The 14,246-nt window shown below is 67.3% G+C and carries 16 protein-coding genes; 4 read left to right on the top strand and 12 right to left on the bottom strand.

Going from position 1 to position 14,246, the window contains the following annotated elements; all coding sequences use genetic code 11:
- Positions 1-26 precede the first annotated feature (26 nt).
- Positions 27-383 carry a 50S ribosomal protein L20 gene (gene rplT / locus JKL49_RS18310; protein ID WP_215342452.1) on the bottom strand — a complete coding sequence of 119 codons (357 nt, stop codon included), beginning with the start codon at positions 381-383 and terminating at the stop codon, positions 27-29.
- A 15-nt stretch (positions 384-398) separates the two neighbouring features.
- Complete coding sequence (gene rpmI / locus JKL49_RS18305; RefSeq protein WP_215342450.1) at positions 399-599, bottom strand: 50S ribosomal protein L35; 201 nt, start codon at positions 597-599, stop codon at positions 399-401.
- Between the two features lie 238 nt (positions 600-837).
- Here rpmI and JKL49_RS18300 point away from each other — a divergent pair, with 238 nt between their 5' ends.
- Both JKL49_RS18300 and JKL49_RS18295 read left to right on the top strand, forming a co-directional pair.
- Positions 838-1,911, top strand: coding sequence for a sensor histidine kinase (locus tag JKL49_RS18300; protein WP_215342448.1), 1,074 nt, complete (start codon positions 838-840; stop codon positions 1,909-1,911).
- Between the two features lie 60 nt (positions 1,912-1,971).
- Positions 1,972-2,700, top strand: coding sequence for a DUF1345 domain-containing protein (locus tag JKL49_RS18295; RefSeq protein ID WP_215342447.1), 729 nt, complete (start codon positions 1,972-1,974; stop codon positions 2,698-2,700).
- On the opposite strand, the gene JKL49_RS18290 is transcribed toward JKL49_RS18295, so the two are convergent.
- The 5 genes from JKL49_RS18290 to JKL49_RS18270 all read right to left on the bottom strand — a co-directional run bounded on the left by JKL49_RS18290 (position 2,697) and on the right by JKL49_RS18270 (position 8,051).
- The gene (locus JKL49_RS18290) at positions 2,697-3,905 is read right to left on the bottom strand and encodes an MFS transporter (protein ID WP_215342446.1); all 1,209 of its coding nucleotides are present in this window, start codon (positions 3,903-3,905) and stop codon (positions 2,697-2,699) included. The genes JKL49_RS18295 and JKL49_RS18290 overlap by 4 nt on opposite strands.
- Complete coding sequence (locus tag JKL49_RS21080) at positions 3,902-5,131, bottom strand: MFS transporter (RefSeq protein WP_215342445.1); 1,230 nt, start codon at positions 5,129-5,131, stop codon at positions 3,902-3,904. The genes JKL49_RS18290 and JKL49_RS21080 overlap by 4 nt, the downstream gene beginning before the upstream one ends.
- A gap of 136 nt (positions 5,132-5,267) precedes the next feature.
- Positions 5,268-5,789, bottom strand: coding sequence for a translation initiation factor IF-3 (infC, locus tag JKL49_RS18280; RefSeq protein ID WP_215342444.1), 522 nt, complete (start codon positions 5,787-5,789; stop codon positions 5,268-5,270).
- 110 nt (positions 5,790-5,899) lie between these two features.
- Positions 5,900-6,883 (bottom strand): glycosyltransferase family 9 protein, encoded by a 984-nt coding sequence (locus JKL49_RS18275; RefSeq protein WP_215342443.1) that lies wholly within the window; start codon positions 6,881-6,883, stop codon positions 5,900-5,902.
- Positions 6,873-8,051 carry a glycosyltransferase family 4 protein gene (locus JKL49_RS18270; protein WP_215342442.1) on the bottom strand — a complete coding sequence of 393 codons (1,179 nt, stop codon included), beginning with the start codon at positions 8,049-8,051 and terminating at the stop codon, positions 6,873-6,875. Before JKL49_RS18270 ends, JKL49_RS18275 begins: the two co-directional genes overlap by 11 nt.
- Positions 8,052-8,127: 76 nt before the next feature.
- On the opposite strand from JKL49_RS18270, the gene JKL49_RS18265 reads away from it, so the two are divergent.
- Together JKL49_RS18265 and lepB are read left to right on the top strand one after the other, a co-directional pair.
- Positions 8,128-8,877: an alpha/beta fold hydrolase gene (locus JKL49_RS18265; RefSeq protein WP_215342440.1), complete on the top strand. Its 750-nt coding sequence runs from the start codon at positions 8,128-8,130 to the stop codon at positions 8,875-8,877.
- A 64-nt stretch (positions 8,878-8,941) separates the two neighbouring features.
- On the top strand, positions 8,942-9,697 hold the full coding sequence (gene lepB, locus JKL49_RS18260) for a signal peptidase I (RefSeq protein WP_215342438.1): 756 nt from the start codon (positions 8,942-8,944) through the stop codon (positions 9,695-9,697).
- A 110-nt stretch (positions 9,698-9,807) separates the two neighbouring features.
- Here lepB and JKL49_RS18255 read toward each other — a convergent pair whose 3' ends face one another.
- The 5 genes from JKL49_RS18255 to glmS all read right to left on the bottom strand — a co-directional run bounded on the left by JKL49_RS18255 (position 9,808) and on the right by glmS (position 14,195).
- Positions 9,808-10,140, bottom strand: a complete 333-nt coding sequence (locus tag JKL49_RS18255) for an EF-hand domain-containing protein (RefSeq protein WP_215342436.1) — start codon at positions 10,138-10,140, stop codon at positions 9,808-9,810.
- Positions 10,141-10,243: 103 nt separating this feature from the next.
- Positions 10,244-10,501, bottom strand: a complete 258-nt coding sequence (locus JKL49_RS18250) for a type II toxin-antitoxin system VapB family antitoxin (protein ID WP_215342434.1) — start codon at positions 10,499-10,501, stop codon at positions 10,244-10,246.
- 35 nt (positions 10,502-10,536) lie between these two features.
- Positions 10,537-11,397, bottom strand: a complete 861-nt coding sequence (locus tag JKL49_RS18245; protein ID WP_215342432.1) for an SDR family oxidoreductase — start codon at positions 11,395-11,397, stop codon at positions 10,537-10,539.
- 12 nt (positions 11,398-11,409) lie between these two features.
- Positions 11,410-12,279, bottom strand: a complete 870-nt coding sequence (locus JKL49_RS18240) for a UTP--glucose-1-phosphate uridylyltransferase (RefSeq protein WP_215342430.1) — start codon at positions 12,277-12,279, stop codon at positions 11,410-11,412.
- Positions 12,280-12,374: 95 nt separating this feature from the next.
- On the bottom strand, positions 12,375-14,195 hold the full coding sequence (gene glmS / locus JKL49_RS18235) for a glutamine--fructose-6-phosphate transaminase (isomerizing) (protein ID WP_215342427.1): 1,821 nt from the start codon (positions 14,193-14,195) through the stop codon (positions 12,375-12,377).
- Positions 14,196-14,246 lie beyond the last annotated feature (51 nt).

Raw genomic sequence — 14,246 nt, 5'->3', positions numbered from 1 at the left:
CTTTAGGAGCCGATAGCTCCCGGGCCTCAAGCCAGAGCGGCGCGAACCTTCTCAGCGATGGCCGTAAACGCGACCGGGTCGTTGCCGGCGATGTCGGCGAGGACCTTTCGGTCGATCTCGATCCCGGCCAGGTCGAGGCCGTGGATGAAGGTCGCGTAGGTCAGGCCTTCGATGCGAGCCGCGGCGTTGATGCGCTGGATCCAGAGCGAGCGGAAGTTACGCTTGCGGACCTTGCGGTCGCGGTAGGCGTACTGGCCGGCCTTGTCCACCGCAGCCTTGGCCGTGCGGATGGTGTTCTTGCGACGGCCATAGAAACCCTTGGCCTGCTCAAGAACCTTCTTGTGACGGGCGTGGGCGGTGACGCCCCTTTTAACGCGTGCCATCTGTCAGTGCTCCGATCAAAGGCCGTAGGGCAGGTAGGACTTGATGGTCTTGACGTCGGACGACGACATGACCTTCGTGCCACGGTTCTGACGGATGTACTTGGCGCTGTGGCTCATCAGCCGGTGGCGCTTGCCCGCGACGCCGGCCTTGATCAAACCGGACGCAGTGATTTTGAAGCGCTTTTTGGCGCCTGACTTGGTCTTCAGTTTCGGCATTTCTCTGCGGAGCGTGAGCCCCGTCCTCTGGCGTATTGATGAACCGTCCTGGCATGCCATTGGCCAGACGGTTCCGAAGGGGAGGGCGAATACGCGAAAGGGTGCGGGAAAGCAAGGGTTTGGGAGTCGCCAACAGTGGCTGGCGTGTTTAGCGCGCCGGATTCGGAGGTGATCCGTGCTAGTCACAGGCACCGGTGGCCGCGACAGCGCGTCTGGCCGGTTTCCCCAGGGCATTCCTATGACCGAAGGCCCGCTAGACCGGCTTCTCGACACGACCGAACTCGCCGCCGCTCTCGACAGCGATCAGTTCAAGCAGTTCCTCGATCAGGTGCCGGTCGCGATCGCCGTCGCGGAACTTAAGCCCAACGAGCACATCATCTACGCCAACCTGGAGTTCGAGCGGCTGACCGGCGAGACCGCTGACAAGATCGTCGGGGTGGCCTGGGATCAGCTGCCCGGCGTGGCCAGCGGCGCGGACGACGCGCGCGCCCTGGGTCTGGTGATCACTGACGAGAGGGACCACATCGGCGCCTTCACCATCCAGCACGACGGTGAGACAACCGAAGTCGACGCCTGGTCCAACCTCATCGCGGACGACGACGGCAAGCCCAGGTTCCGCCTTGTGGCCCTGGTGGAGCGCCTTTCGAAGGAAAGCTCCGAGGCTGCAGATCTTGAAGAGCAGATCGTCGCCAAGGACACGCTGCTGCGGGAACTGCAGCACCGGGTGAAGAACAATCTGCAGATGATCACGGCGCTGATCCGCGTCGAGTCGCGCGCCCTGCCCAAGGACGCGGGGGCCGGTGAGGGGTTTGATCGACTGGCGGGTCGTGTGGAGGCGCTTGGCCTGCTCTACAACACGCTGACCGAGGCCGCGCCGAGCGAAGCCGTGGACCTGGGTATCTATGTCAGCCAGATCGCCTCGGCGGTGATGCGCGCCCATGCCGTGGAAGGCATCCATCTGAACCTGCAGGTCGATACCTGGCCGGTGTCCCTCAACGTCGCCATGCCCGCAGGCCTGGTGGTCAACGAACTGCTGACCAATGCGCTGAAGCACGCCTTCAAGGGGCGGGATGGCGGCGCGATCACGGTCCAGTGTGTCACCGACTCCACCGGCTGCCGGGTCATCGTGGCCGACGACGGCGTCGGCCTGCCGGAGGGGACGGTCTGGCCGACCCAGGGCAAGCTCTCGGCGCTGATCGTGAAATCGTTGCTGCAGAACGCCAAGGCGGCGATCGACGTGCAGTCCTCGCCGGGCCGGGGTGTGCGGGTCATGATCTTCTTCGCCTACGTCGATGCGGCGCCGGCAGCCTGACCGGCTTCCCCGAGTCGGCGGATGGTCCTAGGTCTTCGGAAACGCCGGAGAGAAGCCCTTATGGCCCGTAAAGCCACCAAACCTCCCGCACTCAAGCCTCGCAAGAACCGGCCCATGGTGATCGGGGCGTTCCTGGCCCGGCCCAGGCTGCTGGCCGCGTTCAGTGTCGGCCTTGTGGTGTGGGTCGCCTGCGCTCACCTGACCAAGTTCCATTGGAGCACCAGCGCCATCCTCGGCTGGGACGCCTGCGCCCTGGTGTTCATCGCCGCCATCATCCAGTTCATGGTCGCAAAGTCGGCGGACCAGATTCGCACCCAGGCGTCGACCCAGGACCAGGGGCAGGTGATGATCCTGGCGGTCGTGATCCTGGCCGCAGCGTTCAGCGTGGCGACGGTGGGGTTCGAACTGTCCATCGCCAAGGCCGATCACGGCCTGGAGAAGGCCTGGCGGGTGGCCCTGGCCTTCGGGACGGTGGCCGCGTCCTGGTTCATGGTCCACCTGATCTTCGCCCTCCACTACGCCCATGAATACTACGCGCCCGACGAACCGCCAGCGGCGGGCAAGGTGGTGGGGGGACTGCTCTTCCCTGGGGGCGAAGACCCCGACTACTGGGACTTCCTGCACTTCTCCACGGTGATCGGGGTGGCGTCGCAGACGGCCGACATCGCGTTCACGTCCAAGCCGCTGCGGCGCATTGGGACCATCCACGGGATCGTCGCCTTCACCTTCAACACCGTGGTGCTGGCCCTGACCATCAACCTGCTGGCGGGCTTGTTCGGCGGGGACTAGCTGGTTGGCTGGATGTGTGGAACGCGCTTGATCACCTGCAGGGCCAGGATCATGGCCGGCACGATGAGGATGGCGGTGAGCGCGAAGGGGGCGCCGGGGGAGACCAGGCTGAACAGCTGGCCCGCATAGATCGGGCCGCCGATACGGGCGAGCGCGTTGTTGGACATGTTGAGGCCCAGCATCTCGCCCTGGCGGTCGGGTGGGGTGGCCTTGGAGATCAGGCCCACCAGGTTGGGGAAGCAGATCGACTGGCCAAAGCCGACGATGGCCAGGCCCAGCACGGCTTGGGCGGGCACCTGCGAGGTGAACTGCACCAGCATGCCGACGAACATCAGGCAAAGGCCCGCGATCAGCACCCGGGGCTCGCCGAAGCGGGCCACCAGCCAGCCGGTGGCGATGCCCTGGCTGAAGGCGCCGATGACGCCGATGACCATGAAGGCGAGACCAATCTGCTGCGGGCCCCAGCCGAACTTGGCGGACGTCCACAGGCCGTAGGTGGCCTCGATGCCGGCGAAGCCCGAGACAATGACGAAGGAGATGATCAGGATGCGGGAGACGACGGGATCGGCGAAGGCGTCGCGCAGGGCCGCCTGACGGCCGCGGGGGCGGACATCGGGAGTGCCCGGCCGGGTCTCGCGCACGAAGAACAGGACGCCCAGCGCCGAGGCCAGTCCAAGCGCGGCGGCGGCGAACAGCGGCAGCTGGAAGCCGATGGGGCCGAGGTTCGGATGGGCCAGCAGACCGCCCAGGGCCGGGCCGGTCATGAAGCCCAGGGAGAAGGCCGAGCCCATCACCCCCATGCGGCCGGCGCGCTTCTCCGGAGGGGTGATGTCGGCCATGCAGCCCTGCAGGGTCGAGATATTGCCCGCGAAGAAGCCGCCGGCGAACCTCGCGACGAAGGCCACCAGGATGTTGGGGGAGAAGGCCAGCGCCACGTAGCAGAGCGCGCTGACCGCGATGGTGACGATGAGCACCGGGCGGCGGCCGACCCGGTCCGAGAGCCGGCCCCAGAAGGGTTCGCCCAGGAACTGACCGGCCGAGAACATCGAAAACAGCAGGGCGATCTGCCAGGCCGGCGCGTTGAACGCCTTGCCGAAGAAGGGCAGCAGCGGGATCACCACCCCGAAGCCGGCGATGTTGAGGAACACCACCGAGAGCAGGATCACCAGCGCGCGGAGGTCCTGCTTCTCAGCGGAGGGCGTCACGGGGCCGTCTCGTTGAGCTTGCCCATGGCGATGGCCCGCCGGGTCGCCGACAGGGCCAGCAGGATGGCCGGCGTCACCACCAGGGCGCCCAGGATGAAGGGGCCGTCCCGCAGCAGCGGCACCATCAAACCGGCGCAGATCGGGCCGGTCACCCGGGCGAGCGCCCCGGTGGCGTTGTTGAGGCCCATGATCTGACCCTGCTTATGCGGATCGGCGGTGCGCGAGATGATCGCGCCGACATTGGGGAAGGCCACAGACTGGCCCGCCGCCGTCAGGCACATCAGGGCGATGGTCATGTAGCCGTTGATGGAGAAGATCTGCAGGGCCGCGGCGACGGCTGTCATGCCCATGCCGACGGCCAGCATCACGCCTTCGCCGTACTTTTCCGACATGCGGCCGGTGATCATGGTCTGGAAGAAGAAGGCCGTCGCGCCGGTGAAGGCGAAGCAGACGGCGATGTCACGCGGACCCCAGCCGAAGCGGGCCTGGGACCAGAGGCCGAACTGGCTTTCGATGCCGGTGAAGGCGAAGCCCACCAGGAAGGTCAGCAGCATCATGCGGCCGATCACGGGGTGACCCACGGCCTCGCCGATGGCCGACCAGCGGCTGGGGCGATGGCTGATGCCCTCCTCGCGAACGCGGCTTTCCTTGATGACGATGGCGATGGCGATAACGCAAAGGGCCGCCAGGCCCGAGGCGATGAACAGCGGAATGCGGAAGCCGGCTGGGCCCATGCCGGTGTGGGCGAAGAAGCCCCCCACCGACGGGCCGATGATCAGGCCGACGTTCCAGGCCGCGCCCTGGTAGCTCATCTGGCGGGCGCGTTTCTCCGGCGGGGTGACGTCGGCGATATAGCCCTGCACCACCGCCCCGTTGCCGGCTGCGAGCCCGCCCACCAGGCGGATGGCGAAGGCCACCCAGATGTTGGGGGCGAAGGCCAGCGCCAGGTAGCAGAGGCAGTTGCCCGTGATGGTGGAGATCAGCAGCGGCTTGCGGCCGTACTTGTCCGACAGCCGGCCCCACAGGGGTTCGCCGAAGAAGGCGCCCACCGAATAGGCTCCGAAGATCAACCCGATCTGCCAGGGCGCCGCGTCGAAGGACTTGGCGTAGAAGGGCAACAACGGGACGATGATCCCGAAGCCCAGCATGTTGATGAAGATAACGGCGATCAGCGACGCCGCCGCAAAACGCGGCGCCGGGGCCTTATACGGCTCGGATTCAGACATAATGGACCGGTGTTAGGCTGCCCTGTCCGGGGCGTAAAGACCTAGCGTGACGCTTGGTTGTCGCGGGGGCGCCCGACCCACGAAAAAGCGGCCGCCCCTGAGGGACGGCCGCCTTGATTCGCTTGGAGAATGACGCCTAGCGCGGGGCCAGGATCATGATCATCTGACGGCCTTCCATGCGGGGCTCGTACTCGACCTTGGCCACCGGCTCGAAGTCGGCCTTCACCTGCTGGAGAAGCTTCATGCCAAGTTCAGGGTGGGCGAGTTCGCGGCCACGAAAGCGCAGGGTGACCTTTACCTTGTCGCCCTCTTCGAAGAAGCGGTGCATGGAGCGCGCTTTGACTTCGTAGTCGTGGATGTCGATGTTGGGACGGAGTTTGATCTCCTTGATCTCCACCACCTTCTGGCGCTTGCGCGCCTCGTTCTTCTTCTTCTGCTCCTGGAACTTGAACTTGCCGTAGTCCAGGATCTTGCAGACAGGGGGATCAGCATTCGGCACGATCTCGACCAGGTCGAGGCCAGCTTCTTCAGCGGCCTCCAGAGCGGAAGAGGTCGGCATCACGCCCTGCTTCTCACCGTGCTGATCGATGAGCAGAACTTTTGGGACGCGGATGTCGTCATTGATGCGCGGTCCGTCTTTGACGGGCGGCGCCTGCATGGGGCGGCGAATAGGCTTTTGCTCCGTGAGCTATTTCAAGGCGAACGCACCGGCCGCGCGGGAGCGCTCCGGGGTGTTCAGCTAGTATATGACCCTGCGGCTCCCCGCGATCAAGCGCCGCCGGGGGCTGGGGCCAAAGCATTCGCCGCCTGTGCGACGCTCGCCACAGCCAAATCGCCCAGATTGTCGGCCTGCAGGACCGCCACATGGCCACGCGGGGCCGACAGGTTGGGGTCCGAGGCCCGCGAGAACAGCACGATGGTGGGCGCGCCGGTGGCGGCGGCCAGATGCAGGGGACCGGTATCGTTTCCCACCACCAGGGCGGCCTTGGCCCCCAGGATGGCGATGCGGGCGAAGTCGGTGCGCCCGGTGAGGTCGCGCGCCTTGCCCACATAGCGTTGGATCTGGCGGGCCTCGGCGCTCTCCTGGGGGCCGCCCAGGATGACGATGTCGAAGCCGCGGTCGTAGAGGATCTTGCCCAGCTCGCCGTAGCGGTCGACGGGCCAACGCTTGTCCAGCCGGTGGGCCGAGCCGCCGGGAATGAACAGCACATAGGGCCTGGGCATCACGCCGCCGGCCACGGGGCGCTCCTGCGGCGCCTTGCGCAGCACCCAGGACAGGTCCGGCGGCGGGGCGCTGCCGGGCTCGGTGGGGGCGTCAGGCCAGATGCCGGCAGACTTCAGCTGGTCGGCCTGGCGCTCCAGGGTGTGCATGGAATTGCGGCGGGGGTTTTTGTGCGGCAGGGCGCAGCCGAGCGCGATCCCCGACCATTCCGGCGGGAAGGGCCGCAGCATCTGGAAGATGCGGTTGGACGCCGAGGAGGTCTGCAGGTCGTAGACCCGGTCGTACTTGGCCTTCTTGATCCGCGCCCGCAGGGCCAGCCACTCGCCGGGGCCGTTGGGCTTGCCGTCGGTCTCCACGGCGTTGAAGTAGGGCGAGCTCTTGGCCAGCCCCTCGAACGGCGGCGTGGTCAGCAGGGTGATGTGGGCGCGCTTGTGCGCCTCGCGGATTTTCTTCATGGCCGCCAGCGCCAGGACGAAATCGCCCAGGGCCGACAGCTTGATCACCAGGATCTTCTTGATCTCACGCGCCATGGGCCCTCGCCGTCAGCACGCGTTCATAGGCTTCCATTGTGGCCGCGCACATGGCCTCGGCGGAATAGAGTTGGCGGGCGCGGGTCTGCGCCAGCTCCCCCATCTTGCGAAGTTCGACGGGCCCAAGCTCGATGGCGTGGGTCATGGCGGCGGCCCAGGCCGGGGCGTCGCCGGGGGCGACCAGCCAGCCGGACTTGCCGTCCAGCACGGTCTCGGTGGCGCCGCCGTGGCTGGACGCGATCACCGGGCGGCCCATGGCCTGGGGCTCCACGGCGGTGCGGCCGAAGGATTCCGGGACGGTGGTCGGCAGGATGGCGAGATCGCAGACCAGGCAGGCGGCCGGCATGTCGTCGCAGTGGCCCACCAGCTTGATCTCGGCCGAGAGGCCCTGGTCGCGGATTGAGGCCTCAAGCTCCTCGCGGTAGTCGGTGCGGCCCTGGTCGTCGCCGGCGAAGATGATCAGGAAATTCGACTGCCCGGCGGCCTTCATGCGGGCGGCCGCCGCGATGATGGTGGGATGCCCCTTGATGCGGGTCAGGCGTCCGCCCAGCAGAATCTTCACCCGGTTGTCGTCGGAAGCTACGCACCAGGCCTCGCGCAGAGCCTCGATCCGCTCGCGGGTCACCCAGGCCGGGTTGAAGCGGTCCAGGTCCACGCCGCGCGGGATGGTGACGATCTTTTCCGGCGGCAGGTCGTGCTCTCTCCGGACGTGATCGCGGGTATAGTCGGAATTGGCGATCACCAGGTCGCCGCGGGTCATCACCGCATTGTACCAGCGCTTCAGCTTGGTCTTGGCGTTGTAGATGCCGTGATAGGTGGCCACGAAGGGCGTCCCGGTGACCTGAGCCGCCCACAATGCGGAAAAGGCTGGCGCGCGGCTGCGGGCATGGACGAGGGAGACGTTCTCCTTACGGATCAAATCCACCAGTCGGGCGGCGTTGCCCAGCATCACCAGAGGGTTCTTCGACTGTACCGGCATCTGGGCCAGGCGGCCGCCGTCGGCTTCCAGGCGCGCGGTCATGCGGCCACCGCGGGTGGCCACCAGGGCCTTGCCGCCGACGCGCACGACGGCGTTGGCCACATCGATCGTGGTCTGTTCGGCGCCGCCGGTCTCAAGCTCGGGGACGACCTGCAGCAATGTGAAGTTGGGAGGCAGTGTCACGGCCATCTGCATAACGCACTGCGGGGGCGCGTAAAGCCCGTCGCACGCTGACGGACCTCCGCGCACGGGCTATTGATCAGGGATGAGCGAAGAGACGGGTTTCCTGGCGCGACCGGACGGCGAGCGGCTGGCGTGGCGCCGCGTGGCGGGCTCGGGCCCGACGGTGGTCTGGCTTGGGGGCTTCCGCTCCGACATGGCCGGGACCAAGGCGGAGGCGATCGCGCGGTGGGCCGCCGAGCGTGGGCGGGCCTATGTCCGCTTCGACTATTTCGGTCATGGCGAGTCCAGCGGCGACTTCACCCAGGGGACCATCACTCGCTGGCGAGAGGATTCGCTCGCGGTTCTCGACGAATTGACCGAGGGGCCGCTGGTTCTGGTGGGCTCGTCCATGGGCGGCTGGATCAGCTGCCTGGCCGCCGCCGTGCGTGCCGAACGCATCCAGGCCATGGTGTTGATCGCGCCGGCGCCGGACTTCACCGAGAAGCTGATGGCCCCGGAGATCGATGCGGCGGGACGCGAGGCGCTGGCCCGCGACGGTGTCTGGCTGCGGTCCAGCGACTATGGCGACCCCTATCCGATCACCGCCAATCTGCTGGAGGACGGCGCCCGCTGGTCGATCCTGCCCGGCCCCGTGCCCATCGAGGCGCCGGTGCGCATCCTGCAGGGCGGGGCCGATCCCGACGTGCCGTGGCGCCATGCTCTGGAGCTGGCCCAGGCGCTCAACAGCGACGACGTGGTGTTCAACCTGATCAAGGACGGCGATCACCGGCTATCGCGGCCGGCGGACATCGCGCGGCTGCTGGTGGCGCTCGACGAGGTCTGTCTGGACTGACAAACCGGCGTGTCCGGACAGGACTTTGGTTGCCGCGCGCCGAGGTCTGGGCGAGACCTTGGCTATGACAACTGAACACACCTCCAAGTCCGCCAAGGACGAGATGATCGAGATCATCAAGACGGTCGGCTACGCCCTGCTGATCGCCCTGGTGCTGCGGATCATCTTCTTCCAGCCCTTCACGATCCCCTCGGAGTCGATGGAGCCCGCCCTGCTGAAGGGCGACTACATCATCGTCTCCAAGTATGACTACGGGTGGAGTGCGCACTCCATCCCGTTCAGTCCGCCGATCTTCCACGGACGGATCATGAACAAGCTGCCCACTCGGGGTGACGTGGTGGTCTTCCACCTGCCGCGCGACAAATCCATCACCTACATCAAGCGGCTGATCGGCCTGCCCGGCGACCGCATCCGGGTGGTGGGCGGCCAGGTCTTCGTCAACGGCAAGGCGATCGCGCGCAAGCCGCTGGGGGTCACCGAGGACCCCGGCGATCGCGGGGTGCAGGTGATGCAGTACGCCGAGACCAAGCCGAACGGACGCAGCTACGTCACCTTCGACCGCGCGCCCGACCATGACGGCGACAACACCGACGTCTATGTGGTGCCGGAGGGCGAGTACTTCATGATGGGCGACAACCGCGACAACTCGCTCGACAGCCGCTGGCCGCAGGAGCTCGGGGTCGGCTATGTGCCCGCCGAAAACCTGGTGGGCAAGGCGCGCATCATCCTGGTGTCCTGGAAGGGCGGGGCCTCGATCTTCAAGCCCTGGACCTGGGTGACCCGCTTCGACGTGAGCCGCGCCTTCCACCCGCTGAACTAGAGCCTTTTAGGGCCAGATGGAATCATCTGACCTGTTCAAAAAGGCTCTAGATTCAAAAGTGTAGAGCGCGTCGGACGGGTTAACCGGCTGCCACTTAACCCTGACGCGCTCTAGCGGGCGGTGAACTCGGCTCGGCTGATCTGGCCGTCATGGTCGATGTCGATGTGGTCGAACTGGGCGGCGGCCATGCTGGGGCGGGCCAGCGACGGCAGGGCCGCGGCTCCCACCGCCGCGGCGATGGCGGCGCCGGCGATCAGGCGCCAGGTCTTGCGGGAGACGCGCGGCTTGGCGGGCGCCTCCAGCTGCTGGTCGATGAAGGCGCGCAGGGCCTCGCTGGCCGAGCGGCCGTCGGCCCGGCAACGGGCCATGAAGGCTTCCTTGGTCGGATACGGAATCCGAATCTCCAGGGATTCGCTTTTCTTCAGTCGTCTCGGCTCGGTCATGATGTGCGTCTTCAGAGGCTGTCGCGACGATAGCCAAGCCTATCTCGCGCCCGTGTGACAGGAAAAAGGTGTCCGAACAGCCGAGCTACCCGCTCTCGTTCGTTTATTTCGGTAGCCCGTCCTCATCGTAGAAGTCGTCATCCGTCAGCACAGGGCCGATAACCGGAGCTTCGCGAAAGCGCCGCAAAATCTCATCGACTGCCCTTCGCCGCCTGTCGATTTCGTTTCGATGATGGGCATCCAGAAGTTCAGTGCGCACGGCTATCGCCACCGCTTCCGTGAGGGTTTGGCCTGTGATGGCGGCCAGCTCCCGGATATCCCGCACCACATCGTCGCGGCTGATTTTTATGGAAGCGTTCATGGCAGAGGTGGTTTGCCATGATCATTTCGAGGGGGCTACCCACCGCCCGCCAGGATCGCGGCCAGGCCCTCGCGGTAGGTGGGGTACTGTGGCCGCCAGCCGAGTTCGGCCTTGACGCGGGCGTTGGAGACCCGCTTGGTCTCGGCGTAGAAGCGCCGCGCCGCGGGGGTCAGGGCGTCGAGGTCGAGGGCCTCTTCCGGCGGCGGCGCCATCCCCAGCAGGCGCGCCGCGTAGGCCACCACCTGGCTGTTGGGCGCTGGCTCGTCGTCACAGAGATTGTAGATCCCGCCGGCGCGGGGCCGGGCGATGGAGGCCTCCAGGCCCGCGGCCAGGTCGTCCACATGGATGCGGCTGAACACCTGGCCCGGGGCGGCGACACGGCGGGCGCGGCCCTCGCGCAGGCGGTCGAAGGCGCAGCGGCCGGGGCCGTAGATGCCGGGTAAACGGTGGATGGTGACGGTCAGGCCCATGCCGCGACCGACTTCCAGCCAGTCGCGCTCAGCGGCGACCCGGCGCGCACCCTCGGTGGACTGGGCGGCCAGCCGGCTCTGTTCAAACACCCAGCCGCCGCGCCGGTCGCCATAGACCCCGGTGGTGGAGAGATAGCCGATCCAATCGGGGAAGGCGCCGGCCCGCGCCATCGGCCGCACCAGGGCGGGCAGGGCCGGGCAGCCCTGGTCGGTTGGCGGGGCGGTGGTCAGGATGGCCTGGGCCCGACCCATCTCGGCGGCGATCGCGTCGGGGTCGGCGACCGGGACCGGCTCGATCCCCTCGGCCGCCAGGCGCGCCGCGCCGCCCTCATCGCGGAAGGTGGCGGCCACGGTCCAGCCCTGCGGGACCAGGCGCCTCGCCAGGGCGCGGGCCGAAAAGCCGTAACCGAAGACGAAGAGGCGCAAGGCTCCCGCCTCCTAGAGCAGGGCCTGGATCGCGGCCCGGGCGGCGTCGGCGAACTCTGGGCGGCGCAGGGCGAAGGCCACATTGGCCCGCAGCAGGCCGATCTTGTCGCCGCAGTCGTAGGTGATTCCCTCATATTCCAGGGCGTGGAAGGTCTGGCTCTTCATCAGCTGCACCATGCCGTCAGTCAGCTGGATCTCGCCGCCCGCGCCCTTGCCCTGGCGCTCCAGCAGATCGAAGATTTCCGGCTGCAGGATGTAGCGGCCCGAGATGAACAGGTTCGAGGGCTCGGTCCCGGGGGCGGGCTTCTCCACCATGCCGGTCATGCGGTTCAGCCGGCCGTCCTGGCCGTCGAGGGCGACGATGCCGTACTTGTGGGCCTCGCCGTCCGGGCAGGGCTCGACCGCGATGATATTGCCGCCAACCTTTTCGTAGGACGCCACGGCCTGGGCCAGGGCAGGCGTATCGGCGGCCATCAGCATGTCGGGCAACATGACGGCGAAGGGCTCGTCGCCGATGATGTGGCGGGCGCACCAGACGGCATGGCCGAGACCCAGCGGGGCCATCTGGCGCACGAAACTCATGCCGCCGGGGATGGGCAGGTCGGCGCGCACCTCGGCCAGGATGTCGGTCTTGCCCTTGGCTTCCAGGGCGTTCTCGATCTCGGGATTGGCGTCGAAATAGTCCTCAATGGCGCCCTGGCCGCGGCCGGTGACGAAGACGATGTGCTCGATCCCCGCGGCGCGCGCTTCCTCGACCACATAGGACAGGATCGGCCGGTCGAAGATGTTCAGCATGTTCTTCGGCGTGGTCTTGGCGCCCGGGAGCACCCGGGTCCCCAGACCCGCCACGGGAAGCACAGCCTTGCGCACAGGTTTCGTCATGCAGTCCTCCGTCCAACTCTGCCTAGAGGAGCCAACGCACGAAATCCATTACCGCCTGATGACGAGCGGTGGCGAAACCTGCGACTGCCCGCCGACTACTCGACGGTGACGGACTTTGCGAGGTTGCGAGGCTGGTCGACGTCGGCCCCCTTGAGCACGGCCACGTGGTAGGCCAGCAGCTGGATGGGCGCCGACATCACGAGGGGCGCGATCAGTGGGTCGCACCGCGGCGCGGTCACCACCACCCGGGCGCCGGGTGGGGCGTGACGCTCGCCCTCCGGATCGGTGATGAAGACCACCTGACCCCCCCGGGCCATGACCTCGCTCATGTTGGAGGCCGACTTCTCGAAGTAGCTGTCGAAGGGCGCGAGGATGACGATCGGCGTGTGCTCGTCCACCAGGGCGATCGGCCCGTGCTTCAGCTCGCCGGCTGCGTAGCCCTCGGCGTGGATGTAGCTGATCTCCTTCAGCTTCAGGGCGCCTTCCAGGGCCAGCGGATACATGGGGCCGCGGCCCAGATAGAGCACGTCGCGGGCCTTGGAGACCTCCAGGGCGACGCCGCGGACCGCCTCTTCCAGATTGATCGACTCGGCGATCAGCCGCGGCGCCTCCAGCAGCACGCGGACCAGGCGGCGTTCCTCGGCCGCGTCGATCTTGCCCCGGGCGCGGGCGATGGCGACGGCCAGGGTGGTGAGCACGCTGACCTGGGAGGTGAAGGCCTTGGTGGAGGCGACGCCAATCTCCGGTCCGCAGTGGATCGGCCAGACCACGTCGACTTCGCGGGCGATGGTGGAGTCCACCGCGTTGACCACAGCGGCGCTCTTCATCCCCTTGGCCTGGCAGTAGCGCAGCGCCGCCAGGGTGTCGGCGGTCTCGCCGGACTGGGAGATGGCGATTGCCAGGGACCCGGCGTTGAGGGCAGGCTCACGATAGCGGAATTCCGAGGCCACCTCGACGTCCACCGGCAGGTCGGCCAGCTGTTCGATCAGGTACTTGCCGATCAGGCCGGCGATATAGGCGGTGCCGCAGGCGACGATCTGGATGCGCTGCAGGGTGGCGAAGTCGATGTCGCCGGGCACGGCGGTGCGTTCGGCCAGGGTGTCCACATAGGCCGCGATGGTGCGCTGGCAGCCCTCCGGCTGGTCATGGATCTCCTTCTCCATGAAGTGGCGGTAGTTGCCCTTCTCCATGATCGCGCTGGAGGCGGCCAGGACCTTGATGGGGCGGATGGCCGGCAGGCCCGCCTCGTCGAAGATGCGCGCGGAATTGTGGTCGATGACCACGTAGTCGCCGTCCGAGAGATAGGCGACGCGATTGGTGAAGGGGCCCAGCGCCATGCCGTCGGAGCCGATGAACATCTCGCCGTCGCCATAGCCCACGGCCAGCGGTGGCCCGTTGCGGGCGCCCATGATCACCTCGCGCTCGCCGCCCACCAGGACGGCCAGGGCATAGGCGCCGCGCAGGCGCGCGATTGTCGCCTCGAAGGCCGCCAGGGGCGCCAGGCCCTCGGTCATCGCCTGATCGATCAGGTGGGCGACCACTTCGCTGTCGGTGTCGCTGGAGAAGACCCGGCCCTTGGCCTGCATCTCCGCGCGCAGTTCGGCGAAGTTCTCGATGATGCCGTTGTGGACCACCGCGACATTGCCGGCGATGTGGGGGTGGGCGTTGCGCTCGGTCGGCGCGCCGTGAGTGGCCCAGCGGGTGTGGCCGATGCCGGTCGTGGCGCGCAGCGGATCGGCGACCAGCACGGCCTCCAGTTCCCGCAGCTTGCCGGGCGCGCGGCGGCGCTGAAGCTTGCCGTCCACCTGGCCGGCGATCCCGGCCGAGTCGTAGCCGCGATATTCCAGCCGCTTGAGGCTCTCCACGAGGCGGTCCTGAACCGGGGCCGTCCCGACAATGCCGATGATCCCGCACATGGAAGTGGAGTTCCTTTTGCCGTAAGCCGAGGCCGGAATAATCTTCAAGCC

This window comes from Phenylobacterium glaciei (genome assembly GCF_016772415.1).
Lineage (GTDB): Bacteria > Pseudomonadota > Alphaproteobacteria > Caulobacterales > Caulobacteraceae > Phenylobacterium > Phenylobacterium glaciei.
This window is presented reverse-complemented; position numbering and strand designations above follow the sequence as displayed.